A 16,985-nucleotide genomic window follows, 5' to 3' on the forward strand; every position below is an offset into this window, starting at 1 on the left:
GGATAGGGAAATACGAGAACGGATGGCATGGTGGATTTCGTCGAGTACATCGTTTCGGAGCTGAAGAGCAGACGCCTGGGCAAGGCCAATGCGCTGGAGCTGATACGGCAGTTCTCCGGCCGCCGAGCGGCGCCTGAGCGCCTGCATCCGTTGCTGCATCTCAATGTCTCCACCCTGACCCGGCAGCGCTATCGCACGCGGCTGACCGGTGACGAGTTCTTCCTGCGCGATCATCGGGTCAGGATGCCGTCCGGCACCGCCGTGGGCGTGTTGCCGGGCGTCGCCTACCTGGAGATGGCCCGCGCGGCCGTCGCCGATGCGGTGCCCGAACTGGCGAACACGTCGCTGATCGCGTTCGAGAACGTGCTGTGGCTGTCGCCGTTCGCGGTCGAAGGCGAACGCGAGATCCTGATCGAGCTCGATGCGAACGGCGATGCGCTCGAGTTCAGCGTGCTCAGCGAAGGCGGGGCCGGACACCGCACCGAGCACGCGTCCGGCCGCGTGCGTTTCCATGATCCCGGCCAGTACGGCTTCGACCACACCGTAACGCCGTTGGACCTGGCCGCACTGCGCGACGCGATGGGCCGGGAGCGCTGGGACGCCGACGCGGTGTACCGGCAGTACGCGCAAATCGGCATCGAATACGGTCCGGCGCACCGCGGCATCGTCGCCCTGCACAGCGGCGACGGGCAGGCCCTGGCCGATCTGGTGCTGCCCGAAGCGCTCGCCGGCGGGGAAAACGCCGCCTACGTCCTGCATCCGTCGTTGATCGACAGCGCGCTGCAGGCCGCGATCGGACTGGGCGAACGCGATGCGCCTCCGGCCGACGCGATGCTGCCGTTCGCGATGGAATCGCTGTGCATCCTCGGCGGCTGCACGCAGCGGCTGCATGCGTTCGTGCGCCGTGCCGATACCTCGTCCGACGATGCGACGCAGATCACCCTCGATCTGGATCTCTGCGACGCGGACGGCAACCTCTGCGTGCAGATCCGCGGGTTCTGCGCACGCCGCTTCGACGCTGCCGGCACCGGCGCGCCGGGCGAACCTTCCGCCGTCGAAACGCTGGTCGCGGTGCCGCGATGGAGCGAGCCGCGGCGCGTCGACGAACCTGTCGATACCGGGGCGGCGGATTTCGCGCATGTGCGTGTGCTGCTCTGCGACTATTCCAACGTCGATCCCGTCGCCCTGTCGGCCCTGCGTCCTGGCAGCGTGGTCGAGTCGCTGTCCCCGGCCGTCGGCGCGCACCCGGCGCTGCGCTATGAGGCCATGGCCTTGCAGGTGTTCGCACTTCTGCAGGACACGCTGAAGCAGACCGGTGGCGAAACGACGCTGCTGCAGTGCGTGATCGCCGATACGGCGGAAGGGCGGCTGTCGGCCGGCCTGACCGGCATGCTCAGAACGGCGGCGCTAGAGCATCCCGCGCTGGCCGCGCAGCTCGTCATCGTGCGGGCCGGGGCGACCCCGGACGCGCTCGCCACCGATCTAGCGGCAGCCGCGGCCCAGCCGCAATACTCAGCGCTGCTGTCGACCGCGGAAGGCTGGCGCACACTCGACTGGACGCTGCTGCCGCAGGTGGCTACGGGCGCGTCCGATGCACCGCATGACCTAGGCGACTCGCCCTATCGGGAAGACGGCGTCTACCTGATCACCGGCGGCCTCGGCGGCCTGGGCGGCGTGTTCGCCCGCGACATCCTCGAGCATGCCCAGCAGGCCCAAGTCGTGCTGACCGGCCGTTCGGCGCCGGATGCCGACATCGCCTCGCGCCTGGACGCCTACGGCTATGGCAACCGGCTGCACTATCGCCAGCTCGACCTGGACGACGCCGCGCAGTGCCGGCGCGTGATCGAATCCATCGGGAATATCGGTGCGCTGCGCGGTGTGTTGCACTGTGCCGGCGCGCGCAGCGACGAGCTGATCCTGAAGAAAGCCGTCGGCGACGTGGCTGCCGTTCTGGCGCCCAAGGTACGCGGCACCTGGCATCTGGACGACGCCACCGCCGATGCGGATCTCGACTTCTTCGCGCTGTTCTCTTCCGGCGTCTCGGCCTTCGGCAATGTAGGCCAAGCCGATTACGCTGCCGCCAACGGCTTTCTCGATGCGTTCGCGGACTTCCGCAAGGACCGGGTCGCACAAGGACAGCGTTCGGGTAAGACGCTGGCGATCGATTGGCCGCTGTGGGCCGAGGGCGGCATGCGTCCGGATGCGGACGGTGTGCGCTGGCTGCAGACGCAGACGGGCATGCTGCCGATGCGCACTGCGTCGGGTATCGCCGTGTTCCGCCGGGCGCTGGCGTCGGCATACGCGCGGGTATTGACGGTCGAAGGCGATGGCCGCCGCCTGCACCGCCTGTTCGAGGCGCCGGCCGCTGCGCCGAGTCGTGCGCCCACCCGCCTGCCTATGCGCGAGCCGGCAATTGTCGATAGCGTGCATTCCGCTGCCGGCGCTTCAGTCATTGCCGATGTCGGCACCGTTGCGGGCGGCAGCGATCTGCGGTCGCGGGTCCGCGAATTCCTGCGCAGGGAGTTCGCGCCGCTGTTGAAGATCGCCCCCGCCCAGATCGATATCGACGAGGCGCTGGAAAGCTACGGCATCAATTCGATCCTGGCGATGAGCCTCACCGCCCAGCTCGAGAAGCATCTCGGCCCCTTGCCGAAGACGCTGTTCTTCGAATACCAGACGGTCGCTGCGCTCAGCGAACATCTCGCGCAGGTCTACCGTGCTCCGCTGCAGGCGTTGCTGGCGCCGGCCGTCGAGGAACCGGGGCAGACCAGCCCGGTTGCGCAGCCTGTGCCTGCCACGGCCCGTGCGGACGCACAGCCGCCACTGCGCGGTAAGGCCCAGGGCTTGGTGCGCCGCGCTGCTTCCGCGCGCGGCACCTCCGAGCCGATCGCCATCGTCGGCATCAGCGGTCGCTATCCCGAGGCCGAAACCCTGCAGGATTACTGGCGCAACCTGCGCGACGGCAAGGACTGCGTGGTCGAGGTTCCCGAGTCGCGCTGGCGCTGGCGGGACTACTACACCAGCGACCGCGACCAGCCTGGGCACTACAGCAGGTGGGGCGGCTTCATCCAGGGCGCGGACGAGTTCGACGCGCAGTTCTTCAACGTCTCGCCGCGCGAGGCGCCGTACATCGATCCGCAGGAGCGCCTGTTCCTGCAGCACGCGTGGATGGCGATCGAGGACGCGGGCTATTCGCGCAAGAGCCTGCGCATGCCGCACGCCGATGCGCTGCCCGGCCAGGTGGGCGTCTACGCCGGGGTAATGTACGGCGAATACAACCGCTCGGGCAGCCTGGCCAGCATCGCCAACCGGGTGTCGTACGCGCTCAACCTGCACGGGCCGAGCATGACGCTCGACACCATGTGCTCCTCGTCGCTGACCGCGATCCACCTGGCCTGCCAGGACCTGAAGCTGGGCCGCACCGACATGGCCCTGGCCGGCGGCGTCAATCTCAGCCTGCATCCCGACAAGTACAGCATGCTGAGCGCGGGGCAGTTCATTTCCAGCGACGGCCATTGCCAGAGTTTCGGCGAAGGCGGCGACGGCTATATTCCGGGCGAGGGCGTGGGTGTGGTGGTGCTCAAGCGCCTGTCCGACGCCGAGCGCGACGGCGATGCCATCCACGCGGTGATCCGCGGCAGCGCGCTGAACCACGGCGGCAAGACCAATGGCTACACGGTGCCCAATCCGCAGGCGCAGGCCGCGGCGATCTCGGCCGCATTGAAGGATGCGGGCGTCGATGCGCGCCACGTCAGCTACATCGAGGCCCACGGTACCGGCACCAAGCTCGGCGATCCGATCGAGATCGCGGCCTTAGGTAAGGCGTTCGGCGAGCACACGGCAGATACCGGCTTCTGCCTGATCGGTTCGGCCAAGTCGAACATCGGCCACTGCGAATCGGCGGCGGGCATCGCCGGGCTGAGCAAGGTCGTCCTGCAGATGCGCCACCGTCAGATCGCGCCGTCGCTGCATTCGCAGCGACTCAATCCCAACATCGACTTCGCGGCCACCCCGTTCGAGGTCAACCAGGTTCTGCGCGACTGGGAGGCGCCCGTGGTCGGTGGCCGGCGCATGCCGCGCATCGCCGGCTTGTCGTCGTTCGGTGCCGGCGGCGCGAATGCGCACTTCATCATCGAAGAGCCCGCCAGCGTGGCGCAGGGCCATGCCGCTGAGGCGACGCTGCCCGGCGCGCCGATCATCGTGCCGTTGTCCGCGCGCACGCCCGAACAGCTGTTCCGGCAGGCGCAGAATCTGCTGGAGTTCCTGCGGGAAGCCGCGGAGCAGGGGCGCCGGATCGACCACGCGGCGCTGGCGTACACCTTGCAGGTCGGGCGCGAGCCGATGGAAGAGCGGCTGGCGTTCGTCGTCGACTCCGCGGCCCGGCTGCAGCAGCTGCTGCTCGCATTCATCGATGCCGGAACGATCGACGCCGCTGTCGACGGCGCTTATCGCGGCAATCTCAAGGCGCACCGCGAGATGCTGGGCTTGTTCGCCGCCGATCCCGATTACGAAGAAGCGCTCGACAAATGGATCGCGCAGCGCAAGCTCGCCAAGCTGGCCGAACTGTGGGCCAAGGGCTTCGATCTGGACTGGCGCAAGTTCCACGGCAGGCAGACCCCGCCGCGGATGCACCTGCCGACCTATCCGTTCGCGAAAGACAAGTACTGGATCGACCCGATCAAGGGGATGTTTTCCCACATCACCGGCCCAGGCGCCGCTTCCGGTTCCGCCACATCGAGCGGGTCCGCCGCCAACGCCCTGCATCCGCTGTTGCACCAGAACACCTCCGATATCGATCAGCTCCGCTATTCCTCGCTGTTCCGGACGGACGAGGCGTTCATGGCCGGCCGATCCGAAGGCGCCGGCGCGCAGCTGCCGCAGTCGGTGCTGCTGGACATGGCGCGCGTGGCGATCGCTTGCGCCAAGCGCGCGTCGCCGACCGCCGCCACGGTGGAACTAGGCGACGTGCGCTTCGCGTCGCCCTTCATGGTTGACGGTGCGACTGCGCTGCATATCGCGCTGTACCCATCGATCGAGCACGACGGCATCGACTTCGATATCTTCAGCGGCGAAGGCGAGGAAGAGTACGTGCACGCGCAGGGCAGGGGCCGCCTGCTGCCGACGCAGGCGGAAGCGGGGATCGCTGCCGATACGATGCCGCCTGCCGAGATCGTCGACATCGCGTTGGCTGCATTCGTCGTCGCTCCTGTGCCCCAGAAACCTGGCGCCATCGCACTGCCCGAGCCGGCCACGGTGCCGGCGATCGTCGGCGGCCTGCTGCCGAAGCCGCATGCATCGCGCCTGCCGGCGCTGCTGGAGACGGCATCCGTTGCGGCGATTCCTGTCACGGCGGCTAAGGAGCGGACGTCCGTTCCGCCAGAGGCCGCGTCGTCGATCGACGCACCGCCGGACATCGCCTCGGCATCCGTGAACAACGTCCGCGGCTTCCTCAAGACCTCGTTGGCGCAGGCGCTATACCTCGACGAGGCCAGTATCGACGAAGACCGTCCCTTCATCGATCTGGGGCTGGACTCGATCGTCGGCGTGGAGTGGGTCAAGAACATCAACAAGGCTTTGGGTCTGGAGATCGGCGCGACCCGCGTCTACGACTACAGCAACCTCACGGCCCTGGGCGCGTTCGTCGAAAGCCAGTTACCCGTGGTATCCACGGCGGCCGTGCCGGCCGTCGCGCGCCCGGCGAGCGTGGCGCAGTCGATGGCCGCATCCGATGCGTCCGCGCCCGCTGCGCAAGCCCCATTCGCGCCTCAGCCCACGCCCGTCGCGCAGGCGGTCGTCGGCACCGGCCTGGAGGCGCTCAAGCGGTCTCTGCGCACCAGCCTCGCGCAGGCGCTGTACCTCGACGAGGCCGCCATCGACGACGAGCGATCCTTCGTCGACCTGGGCTTGGACTCCATCGTCGGCGTGGAATGGGTGAAGATGATCAACAAGGCCTATGGGCTGGAGATCTCCGCGACCCGGGTCTACGACTACTCGAACGTCCAGGCGCTGGCCCGCTTCCTTCAGGGCGAGCTCGCGTCGCGTCCGCAGCCGGCCGTGCCCGCTGCCTTGCTTGAGGCAGTCGCGCGGACAGAAGCGGCTCCCACGACGACGCCAGACGCGCAACGCGGGGCCACAGCGCCGGTCGCCATTTCGCCGGTCGCAGCGATCGCGTCGCCCGCGCCGCGTGCGGCGCTGCGAACGCCCGCGAGCGACGCCATCGTCCTGGAGCGCCGTTTGCCTGCCTTGCGGCCATCGTCCCAGGTCCGGCCCGCGGTCGGAGCGCATCGCAACGACGACAAGATCGCCATCGTCGGCATGTCGGGACGCTATCCGGGCGCCGACGATCTCGACCAGCTCTGGCGCAACCTCGCCGAGGGCCGCAACTCGATCCGCGAAATCCCCCCGGAACGCTGGGACGTGAATGCATATTACGACCCGACCCCCGGTAAGCCGGGCAAGGTGTACTGCAAATGGCTGGGCATGCTCGATGGCGCCGAGCATTTCGATCCGATGTTCTTCCAGATCTCGCCGGCCGAGGCCGAGGTCATGGACCCCCAGCATCGCCTGTTCATGCAAGAAAGCTATCGCGCTTTCCAGGACGCCGGCTATTCCAGCGCCGCCCTGAGCGACCGCAAGTGCGGCGTCTACATGGGCATCATGAGCAGCGACTACTCGTTCCTGCTGGCCAAGAGCAACCCCCAGACCATCGAGACGACCAGCAATAGTTTCGCGATCGGCGCGGCGCGAATCGCCTATCACCTGAATCTGAAGGGGCCGGCGATCCCCATCGACACCGCGTGCTCGTCCTCGCTGGTGGCGATCCACCTGGCTTGCCAGGCCCTGCTGAACCACGAAATCGACCTGGGCCTGGCCGGCGGCGTGAGCCTGTACCTGATCCCCGAATCCTATCTGGGCATGTGCCGCGCGGGCATGCTGGCCCACGATGGCCAGTGCAAGACCTTCGACAATGGCGCGGACGGCTTCGTGCCGGGCGAGGGCGTGGGTACGGTCGTGCTCAAACGCCTGTCCGACGCCGAGCGCGATGGCGACAACATCCACGGCGTAATCGTCGGATCCGGCATCAACCAGGACGGAAAGACCAACGGCATTACCGCGCCCAGCGTCAACAGTCAGATCGAGCTGCTGCGCGACGTCTACCGCCGCTACGCGATTGACGCCTCGTCGATCGACTATGTGGAAACCCACGGCACCGGCACCAAGCTCGGCGATCCGATCGAACTGGAAGCGCTATCGACCGTGTTCAAGGAGCACGGCGGCGGCAAGAACGCCTGCGCGCTGGGCGCGGTCAAGACCAATCTAGGCCATACCTCGGGCGCGGCCGGCGTTGCGGGCGTGCACAAGGTGCTGCTGAGCCTGCGCAACCAGGCTCTGGCCCCGAACGTCAATCTCAAGCAGGAAAACGCGCTGTTCGATTTCGCCGCCTCGCCATTCCATGTCAGCCGGATGCGCCGCGACTGGCCTTCGGTGGCCGGCCGCAAGCGTCGGGCAGCGGTCAGCGCTTTCGGCTTCAGCGGCACCAACGCCCATCTGGTGATCGAAGAGTACATACCTTCGCTGCGTTCGCAGGGTACGAGCGCGCCGATGGATGCGTCGCCGACCTGCATCGTTCCGCTGTCCGCGCGCACCGCGGACCAGCTCATGGCCATGGCTCGGGATCTGCTCGCGTTCCTAGACAAGGACGCGGCGGACAGGCCCGATCAGGGCGAGCCGGAATCCGCCCTGCGCGATCTTGCGTACACCTTGCAGATCGGTCGCGATCCGATGCGCGAGCGCTGCGCGTGGGCGGTGGACTCCCTTGCCGAACTGCGGACGCGCCTGCGCGAGTTCGTATCGTCCTCCGATGGTGCAACCCGCTACCGCGGCACCGCGTCGCGTGCGCAGGATGCCGTGATTCCAAGCGAAGATGCCGCGGAACTGCTGCTGCGCGACGGCTTGCGTCAATCCGCCGCGCTCGCCGCGCTTTGGACCCAGGGCGCGAAGATCGAATGGCCGTCGTTCTACGCGGGCCGCGCACCGCAGCGGCTCCATGGTCTGCCGGGCTATCCCTTCGCCAAGGAGCGCTACTGGCCTGAGCCGGCTCCGGCCCCGCGCCTTGCGTCTTCCGCGACGCCCTCCGGATCTGCGCCGACCCCTACTGCGGAGCGCGGCGAAGAGAGGCGGACGACCTGCTATGCGCCGGTCTGGCGCGATGCCGCGCTGCCCGCGCCGCATACGGGCTTCCGGCCCGACGACGCGCTGCTGATCATCGACACCGACGACCGACTGTTCGAGCAGATCAGGGCGCGGCTGCATACGGCCTCGCCATTGAAGACCATCCTGCTCGTCCGCCTGGGCGATAGCTACCGGCAGGACGCCGACGATCGCTACTGCGTGGACCCCGCACAGCCGCAGCACTTCGAGTCGCTGCTGGAGACGCTCAGGCATCAGGGCCGCACGCCGACCCGGGTGATCCACAACGCAAACGCCGCGCATCTGTCGGCACAGGCCGGCGAGCAGGCCGAGCGGACGGGGGACGAAGCCATCGAGCGCGCCCTGAACGCGGGTATCGACGCGTTGTTCGGATTCTGCAGGGCTTTGGCCGGCGCCGGCGCGCAGCAGGCGCCGTGCGCGTTCGTGTCGTTCTTCCATGCCGGCGCCGAGGCGAACACGGCGCCTTGCGAAGCGCTGGCGGCCTTCTACCGATCGTTTGCGCTGGAGAACAACCGCTACAACGGCCGCGTGCTGTCGATCCAGCACGACGACGCCGATCCCGCGACCACGGTCATCGACACCGTCACAGCGCTCATCGGCGAACTGCAGGCCGCTCCGCAGCGCGAGATCGAGGTCCGCTACCGGATGCGCGGCGCCGCCGCGGTGCAGCGCTCATTGCGCGTGCTGGCGCCACAGTCGCCCGAACGCACGCCGCCGGGACCGATGCCGCTCAAGCACGGTGGAACCTATCTCATCACCGGCGGGCTTGGCGGCCTGGGCATGCTGTTCGCGCGTCACCTCGCCGAACACTACGGCGCCAGGCTGGCGCTCAGCGGCCGCTCGGCCCCGGACGCGCGGGTCGAGGCGGCCCTGGAGCAACTGCGTGCGCTCGGCGCCGAAGCGGCGTATCTGCAGACGGACATCGCCGATGCGGACCGCGCGCGCACGCTGATCGCGGACGTCAAGGCGCGCTTTGGCGCGCTGAATGGCGTGCTGCACAGCGCCGGTCTCAGCGACGATGCGCTGCTCATCCGCAAGAGCCGCGAGCAGTTCCGCGCAGTGCTGGCGCCGAAGGTGCAGGGAACGCTGCACCTGGACCGTTTCACCGCCGACGAACCGCTGGACCTGTTCGTGCTGTTCTCGTCGGGCGCCGGCAGCTTCGGCAACGTCGGTCAGACCGACTACGCCTACGCCAACGCCTTCATGGACGCGTTCGCCGATCATCGCAAGGCAGAGCGGGCGCGCGGCGCGCGTTATGGCCGAACCCTGTCGATCGCTTGGCCTTACTGGCAGAACGGTGGCATGCGTCTGTCCGAGGCCGATCTGCGGCGCACCGAGGAACGGACCGGCTTGTGCGCTTTGCCGGATGGAATCGGCTTCGAGTACTGGAACACGTTGCTGTGCTCCGGGCTCCCGCGGGCGCTGGCGCTGTACGGCTACCCCTCGAAGATCGCCGCCTACTGCGACCCGTCCAGTATCGCCGTGGAAACCGCGCAGACCGGCGGAGCGGCGATCGATCCCGACGCCTTGTTGGCGCGGACACGCGCGTATCTGTGCGAGCTGGTGCATGCCGAAACCCGGATTCCGGCCGACCGGATCGATATCGAGGAGCGTTTCGAGGCGTTCGGCTTCGATTCGATCATGATCGGCCGCCTTAACGCGGCCCTGGAGCAGGACCTCGGCGACCTGCCGAAGACGCTGATGTACGAGTACGAGACCGTCGCTGAGCTGGCGGCCTATCTCGTCGGGCACGCGGCGCCTGCGCTGAACGCGAAGTTCGTGGGCGAGGGCATGCTGCAAGAGGGCATCAGCGCTGCCGAACCCGCAGCCGGAACCGCGCCAGAAGCGGTTGTACGATCGCAGCCGCCAGTGGTTGCAGCGCCCACGGCGGATACGCAGGCGCAGGCCGAGCCCATCGCCATCATCGGCGTGCATGCGTCGTTTCCGCAGGCCGACGATATGGACGCGCTGTGGGCGCACCTACGCGCCGGAACGGATCTCATCGAGGCGGTGCCCGCGAGCCGCTGGGATGCCGCGTCGTTCTACGACCCCGATCCGGCACAATCCGAGCACGGCAAGATCTACTGCAAGCGCGGCGGCTTCCTGCAGGACTTCGACAAGTTCGACGCCGCCTTCTTCAACATCGCCGAAGCCGAAGCGGACATCATCGATCCGCAGGAACGTCGCTTCCTGCAGTCCGCCTGGTCCGCGATCGAGGATGCCGGCTATACGCGCGAACGCCTGAAGCAGCGCTACCCGAAGGGCAAGAGCGCCGATGTCGGCGTGTTCGTGGGCGTGACGACCAACTCCTATCAGCTGCTGGCCACCGAGGCCTGGCAGCGCGGCCGCATGGTCACGCCCAGCGCGATGCCCTGGTCGATCGCCAACCGGGTGTCCTACACCCTGGACCTGCAGGGCCCGAGCGTGCCCGTCGACACCGCCTGTTCGTCGTCGCTGGTCGCCGTGCACCAGGCCTGCGAAAGCCTGCGGCGCAGCGAGTGCCAATTGGCGCTGGCCGGCGGCGTCAATCTGTACCTGCATCCGGCCAAGTACCAGTCGTTCTGCCACCGCCGGATGCTTGCGGTCGGCGACGCCTGCCGCAGCTACGGCGCGGGCGACGACGGCTTCATCCCGGGCGAGGGCGTGGGCGCCCTGGTGCTCAAACCGCTGCGCCTGGCCGAACGCGACGGCGACCGGATCTACGGCGTGATCCGGGGCAGCGCCTACGACCACAGCGGCCGCTCCAGCGGCTACGCCACGCCCAACCCGAACGCGCAGGCGAATGTGATATCGCAGGCGCTGGCCCAGGCCGGCGTGCCGGCGCGCAGCATCGGCTTCATCGAAGGCCACGGCACCGGCACGCGCATGGGCGACAGCCTGGAAGTCGCCGCCATCAGCCAGGCCTTCGCGCAACAGACGTCGGACACCGGGTTCTGCGCCCTGGCATCGCTGAAGGCCAACATCGGTCACGCCGAGTCCGCGACCAGCATCGCCGGCATCGCCAAGATCCTGATGCAGTTCAAGCACCGGCAGATCGCGCCCAGCATCCATGCCGATGTCGTGAATCCGGACATCGATTTCGCACGCTCGCCCTGCGTTCTGCAGACGACCCTGAGCGATTGGGATGCCCCGGCCGGTGTCCCGCGCCGCGCCCTGATCAACGCGTTCGGTGCCGGCGGCGTCAACGCGTGCGCGGTGCTGGAGGAGTATCTGGCGCCTGAATCGGCGGCGTCCGCGCCAGCCGACGCATCCGCCGCCGGCGCAGGCGGCGCGTTGTTCGTACTGTCGGCCATGAACGCCGAACGTCTGCGCGAATACGCCTATCGTTATGTCGATTTCCTCGCGCTCAATCCCGATTGCGATCTCGCGGCGCTGTGCCGCACCGCACAAATCGGCCGCGAAGCGATGCCGCAACGGCTGGCCCTGGCCGCGGATAGCGCGCCGCAGCTCAGGCAGACCCTGCAGCGCTGGCTCGACGGCGATCCGAACCTCCACGGCGCAGCGAAACTTTGGCAGGGCGGGCCCGGGAACCAGACCGAGGGCGGCTCTTCGGCGCGTGCGCAGCGCGAACGCATGCAGACGTTGTGCGCGCAAGCCGATCTGGCCGGCTTGGCCGAATTCTGGACCCGAGGCGGCAAGGTCGACTGGACGCTGCTGCACGCCGCATCGGGCCAGCACCACGCGCCGCTGTGGCCCGTCGCCGGAGCGCCGGTCTATCCGTTCGCACGCAACCGGCATTGGGCGGTCGACTTCGCGGGGATGGAGGCGGCACCGGCAAGCGCGCCGCCGCGCCTGCATCCGCTCATCTCGCATAACGCCTCGACCTTGGAGCGGGTGTACTTCGATGCCGCGCTCGCTGAGGACCAGTACTACGCTCGAGACCACAGGGTCCAGGGCCAAGCGGTGTTCCCTGGTTCGGGCTTCATCGAAATGGCCTGCATCGCGGCGACCGTCGCTGGGAAACGGCGAGTACGCCGGCTCAAGGACATCTATTGGGTGCAACCGCTATCGCTGAGCCGGCCGCAGCAAGACGTCAAGATCGGGTTGAGCAACGCGACCGGAGACAGCGTCGAATTCGCCGTGACCACGGTCGACGACGATCACGAAAGCGTCCTGCTCTGCGAAGGACGCGCGCTCTTCGACGATAACAGCGGCTTGGGAAATCCGTCGCGTGAGTCCCTGCACGAATGGCATCAGCGCTGTGGCGAAAGCCACAGCGGAGAACGCTACTACGAGTTCTTCAAGCGCCTCGGCTTCGACTATGGCCGGACCTTCCGGGTGATCGACGAAGTCGCGATAGGACATGGCTGCGCGTTGGCCAAGCTGGTGCTGGAACCCTCGTTGGCCGGGGATTTCGATCAGTACGTGCTCCACCCCTGCCTGATCGACGGCGCCTTGCAGACGGTGGTGGCGCTGCTGGCCGCCGCCGAGGGCGGGGTGCCGCATCTGCCGTTCGCGATCGACGAGATCGAGATCATCGGCAGCCTCACGCCTCGCTGCGTCGTGCTGGTGGAGAAGTCGGGGGACGGCTCGGGCTCAAGCGCGGGCGTCCTGGTGTTCAACCTGCATATCCTCAGCGAAAGCGGCGATACGCTCGTGAAGATCACCAATTTCTACGTGCGCGCCCTAGCCCCGGCACCCTCGAGCATCGCCACTAACGAACCCGCGCGACTTTCGATGGCGGTGAACTCATGAACGCCTCTGCACCGATGAGCGCAAACAACGACTATCCCATCGGCGAATTCCGCTCGGTGTTCCATGGCTCGGAACCGTTCCTTGCCGACCACGTCATTCAGGGGCAGAAGATCCTGCCGGGCATGGCGTATCTCGAGATCGCCCGTGCCGCGGTCGCGGCGTCGGCGCCCCCTGGCGATGACGCCATGCTCGTGCTGAGCGACAGCGTATTCGTCAATGCATTGACGGTGACCGGCAAGCGAACGGTCACGGTGCGCGTGTATCCGGGCAGTGCGGGGCAGTTCGGCGTCGAAGTGAGCACCGAGCAGGGCGTTCATTTCCAGACCCGCGTGTCGGTGCAGAAGACGTCCGAGTGCCTGGTCGCCAAGGGCTATGCGCCCGTGCTGGATATCGCCCGGTTGCGCGCAGAGATCACGCGCCCCGGTCCGTCGAAAGCGGCGTTCTACCAGACCTTCAGGAAGCGCGGCGTCGAACTGGGCCCGTCCCACCGCGGCGTCGAGGAGATTTTGCTCGACGGCAAGGGCGAAGGCTTGGCCACGATCCGCCTGCCGGGCTCCTCCGCTCGCGGCATGATGATGGACGCCGGCGCGCTCGACAGCATCATCCAGAGCGGCCTCGGGCTGGTCGACAATCCCGAGGCGAACGTCGTTCCGTTCGCGGTAATCAATACCCTGGTCGTCGGCGCGCTGACGGACACGATGATCGTCCATATCCGTCAGCGCCCGGACGGCATGCACTATGTCGCCGCCGATGAGCACGGCAAGGTCCGGGTGATCATCGAAGGGTTCCAGACCCGCGAGATCGATCTGCACGCCAAGCAGGACCGTTTGAGCTTCTATCGGCCGGTGTGGAAGCAGGTGCCGCCGCCACCTGCCGACGACCTGGCGGTGCAGGTGGTGGAAGCGCGCGACGACTACGCCGCCACGACCAAGGCGGTTCTGGCGGCGGCGCAATCGCTCGCAAGCGCCAAACACACCCGCTCCGCGCTCGAACTGCACCTCACCGAGCCCGACCGCGCTACGCGCGGGCTCTGGGCCGCGTTAAAGACGGTTTCGATCGAGCATTCGCAGATCGACGTCCGCCTCAGGTCTGGAGACGCCTACCTGGCGCTGTCGTACGAGGATGCCGATGCCGATATCGCCGGCGAATTCGCATGGCGCGACGGTACCACCGCGCTGATCAGCGGCGGACTGGGTGCGCTGGGATTGCTGGTCGCGCAGGACATCGCCGAGCGCACGACGGGCAGTACCCTGATCTTGCTGGGCCGGCGCACGCCGGACGAAGCGGAAACCGCACGCATCGAAGCGCTGCGGGCATCGGGCGCGAACGTGGTTCATCGCTGCTGCGATATCGCACAGATCGATGAGATCGAAAAGATCGTCGCCGAGTATCCCGGAATCGACGTCGTGGTACATGCCGCCGGGCTCATCGACGATGCCCTGGTGATCCACAAGACCGCCGAGGCCATCGACCGGGTGTTCGCGCCGAAGGTGCAGGGCATCGAGAACCTGGATCGCGCCACGGCCGGCTGCCCGCTCGAACTGTTCATCGCCTTCTCGTCTGTGGCCGGTGCGCTCGGCAACGCCGGGCAGTTCGACTACGCGGCCGCCAACGGATATATGGACACCTATATCGAGGCGCGTTCGGCTCGCGTTCGTGCGCAGCAGGCGCGCGGCCGCTCGATCGGCATCAATTGGCCGCTCTGGGAAGAAGGCGCGATGCGGATCGACGACGCCAGCCGCGAGACCCTCGCCCGCGCCTATGCGATCAAGCCGCTGCCGAGTGCGGAGGGCTTGAAGGCGCTGCGTCTGGCCATCGCCTCGCCACACGCCAATTTGCTCCCGCTCTACGGCCAGAAGAGCGCTCAGGCAGCCTTGTTCGCGCCTCCGAAGGCCGTAGCGGTGGATGCGCGGCCGCAGCCGCCCTCGGTCGAACTCGACAAGCTGCAGCGCGAGATCCTGCAGGAGATGCGCCTGCAAACCGCGCAACACCTGAAGATGAAACCCAACCAGATCAGCGAGACCGAAGATTGGACCAATTTCGGCTTCGATTCGATTCTGATCTCGAGCTTCGTCTCGCATCTGAACAACGTCTACGACCTGAATCTGATGCCCACGGCGATGTTCGAGGCTTCGAACTTGCTGCGCTTCAGCCAGTTCCTCGCCGATAACCATGCGGCGGAGATGAGCAGGAAGTTCGCGAGGAACGGCGCGGTGGCCGCAGCTCCCGCGGCGAGCGTTCCGACGCAGCTCCCGACGCGGCCGGCGACGGATACGGTTTCGGCTGGTGCTGCCGTGTCGCAGTTCGCACGCCGGTTCCGCGAGGCCTACCGGAACCGGTCCAGCTATCGCGAGGAAGACGTCGCCGTGGTCGGCATGAGCTGCCGCATCGCCGGCGCGAACACTCCCGATGAGTTCTGGCGGATGCTGGACGAGGCCCGCGACATGATCAGCGAGATCCCGCCGGACCGGTGGGATTGGCGCGACTACGCAGGCGTCAGCCGCTGGGGTTCCTTCATTCCCGGGATCAAGGAGTTCGACCCGCTGTTCTTCGGCATCTCGCCCGCGGAAGCGATGTACATGAGCCCGGAACAACGGCTGATGATGCAATCGGTCTGGGAATGCATCGAAGACGCGGGCTACGGCGGCGACAGCCTCAAGGGCACCAACACCGGCATCTATGTGGGCTGCGGGCCTAGCAGCTACACCACCATGATGAGCCACCTTCCGATCGAAGCCTATTCGGTGACGGGCACTTTGTCTTCGGTGGGGCCGAACCGGATCAGCTACCACATGGACTGGCACGGCCCCAGCAATCCCATCGACACCGCCTGCAGCAGTTCGCTGGTGGCGGTGCACCGCGCCATCGAAGCCATCCGGGCAGGGCACTGCGAGGTGGCCATCGTCGGTGGCGTGAACGCACTGCTGTCGCCGGATGTGTATATCAGCTTCACCAAGTCGGGCATGTTGTGCGAGGACGGCCGCTGCAAGACCTTCTCCGACAAGGCGAACGGTTATGTGCGCGGCGAAGGCGTCGGCATGCTGATGCTCAAGTCGCTCAGATCGGCCCAGCGCGACGGCGACGACATCTACGCCGTGATCAAGGGCGCGGCCGAGAATCACGGCGGGCGAACGACGTCGCTCACCGCGCCGAATCCCAACGCGCAGGCCGCGGTGATCAAGCGGGCGATCGAGGACGCCGGGATCGACTTCCAGCGTGTCGGTTACATCGAATGCCATGGCACCGGCACCGAGCTCGGCGATCCGGTCGAGATCAGCGGATTGAAGACCGTAGCCAGGGAGCTCCTGGACGCCGATGCCGCCGCCGAAAAGCAGGTCGCCGCGCCCTGTTACCTCGGCAGCATCAAGTCCAACATCGGCCACCTGGAGTACGGCGCGGGCGTCGCCGGCATGATCAAGCTGATCCTGCAGATCCGCCACAAGAAGATCGCCAAGAGCCTGCACTGCGACGCGATCAGCCCGTTGATCGACCTCAAGCGCACCCCGTACAAGGTCGCGCAGCAAGCGGTCGACTGGGAGGTTGCGGCCGGACAGACGCGCATAGGCGGGGTCAGCAGCTTCGGCTTCGGCGGGGTGAACGCCCACGTAATCATCGAGGAGTACGTCGACCCCAGGTCCGGCCAGGAATCGGACGATGCCGACCAGGAGCAGTTGCTGGTGTTCTCGGCACGCAACGCGGAAATCCTGCACGCGACCCTGCAGGCCTATCCCGAATTCCTGGCCAGGACCGACCGAAGTACGGCCACGCTGCGGCGCATCGCCCAGACCCTGCAGACCGGCCGGACCGGCATGCAGGAGCGGGTGGCCTTCGTCGCCCGTTCGATCGACGAGTTCGACGAGCTGCTGCGGGGGTTCCTGGAGGAAAAGGACGATTTCTACCATCGCAAGGTCTACCGCGGATCCAGCAAGGCGGGAACGGGCGACAAGCTCGATATCGGCGACACCCAGGCAGGTCAGGAATTCATGCGCCGGCTGGTCGAAACCGGCGAGCTCGGGAAGATCGCGGAACTTTGGGTCACGGGCGCGAAGCTGGACTGGCGGATCCTGCGCTCGTAACCG

At 67.2% G+C, this 16,985-nt stretch carries 2 protein-coding genes; both read left to right on the forward strand.

Annotation, left to right across the window (positions count from 1 at the left end; all coding sequences use genetic code 11):
* The first annotated feature begins 27 nt into the window (after nucleotides 1-27).
* Complete coding sequence (locus DX914_RS05105) at nucleotides 28-12,906, forward strand: SDR family NAD(P)-dependent oxidoreductase (RefSeq protein WP_115857950.1); 12,879 nt, start codon at nucleotides 28-30, stop codon at nucleotides 12,904-12,906.
* A complete protein-coding gene (locus DX914_RS05110; RefSeq protein ID WP_115857951.1) occupies nucleotides 12,903-16,982 on the forward strand; it encodes an SDR family NAD(P)-dependent oxidoreductase in 4,080 nt (1,359 codons plus the stop codon). Before DX914_RS05105 ends, DX914_RS05110 begins: the two co-directional genes overlap by 4 nt.
* The last annotated feature ends 3 nt before the right edge of the window (nucleotides 16,983-16,985 follow it).

Source organism: Lysobacter silvisoli, assembly GCF_003382365.1.
GTDB lineage: Bacteria > Pseudomonadota > Gammaproteobacteria > Xanthomonadales > Xanthomonadaceae > Lysobacter > Lysobacter silvisoli.

Bases quoted from the DNA above. Each gene is read 5' to 3' on its own strand.
- DX914_RS05105 (WP_115857950.1), top strand. From the start codon at position 28: ATGGTGGATTTCGTCGAGTACATCGTTTCGGAGCTGAAGAGCAGACGC.
- DX914_RS05110 (WP_115857951.1), top strand. From the start codon at position 12,903: ATGAACGCCTCTGCACCGATGAGCGCAAACAACGACTATCCCATCGGC.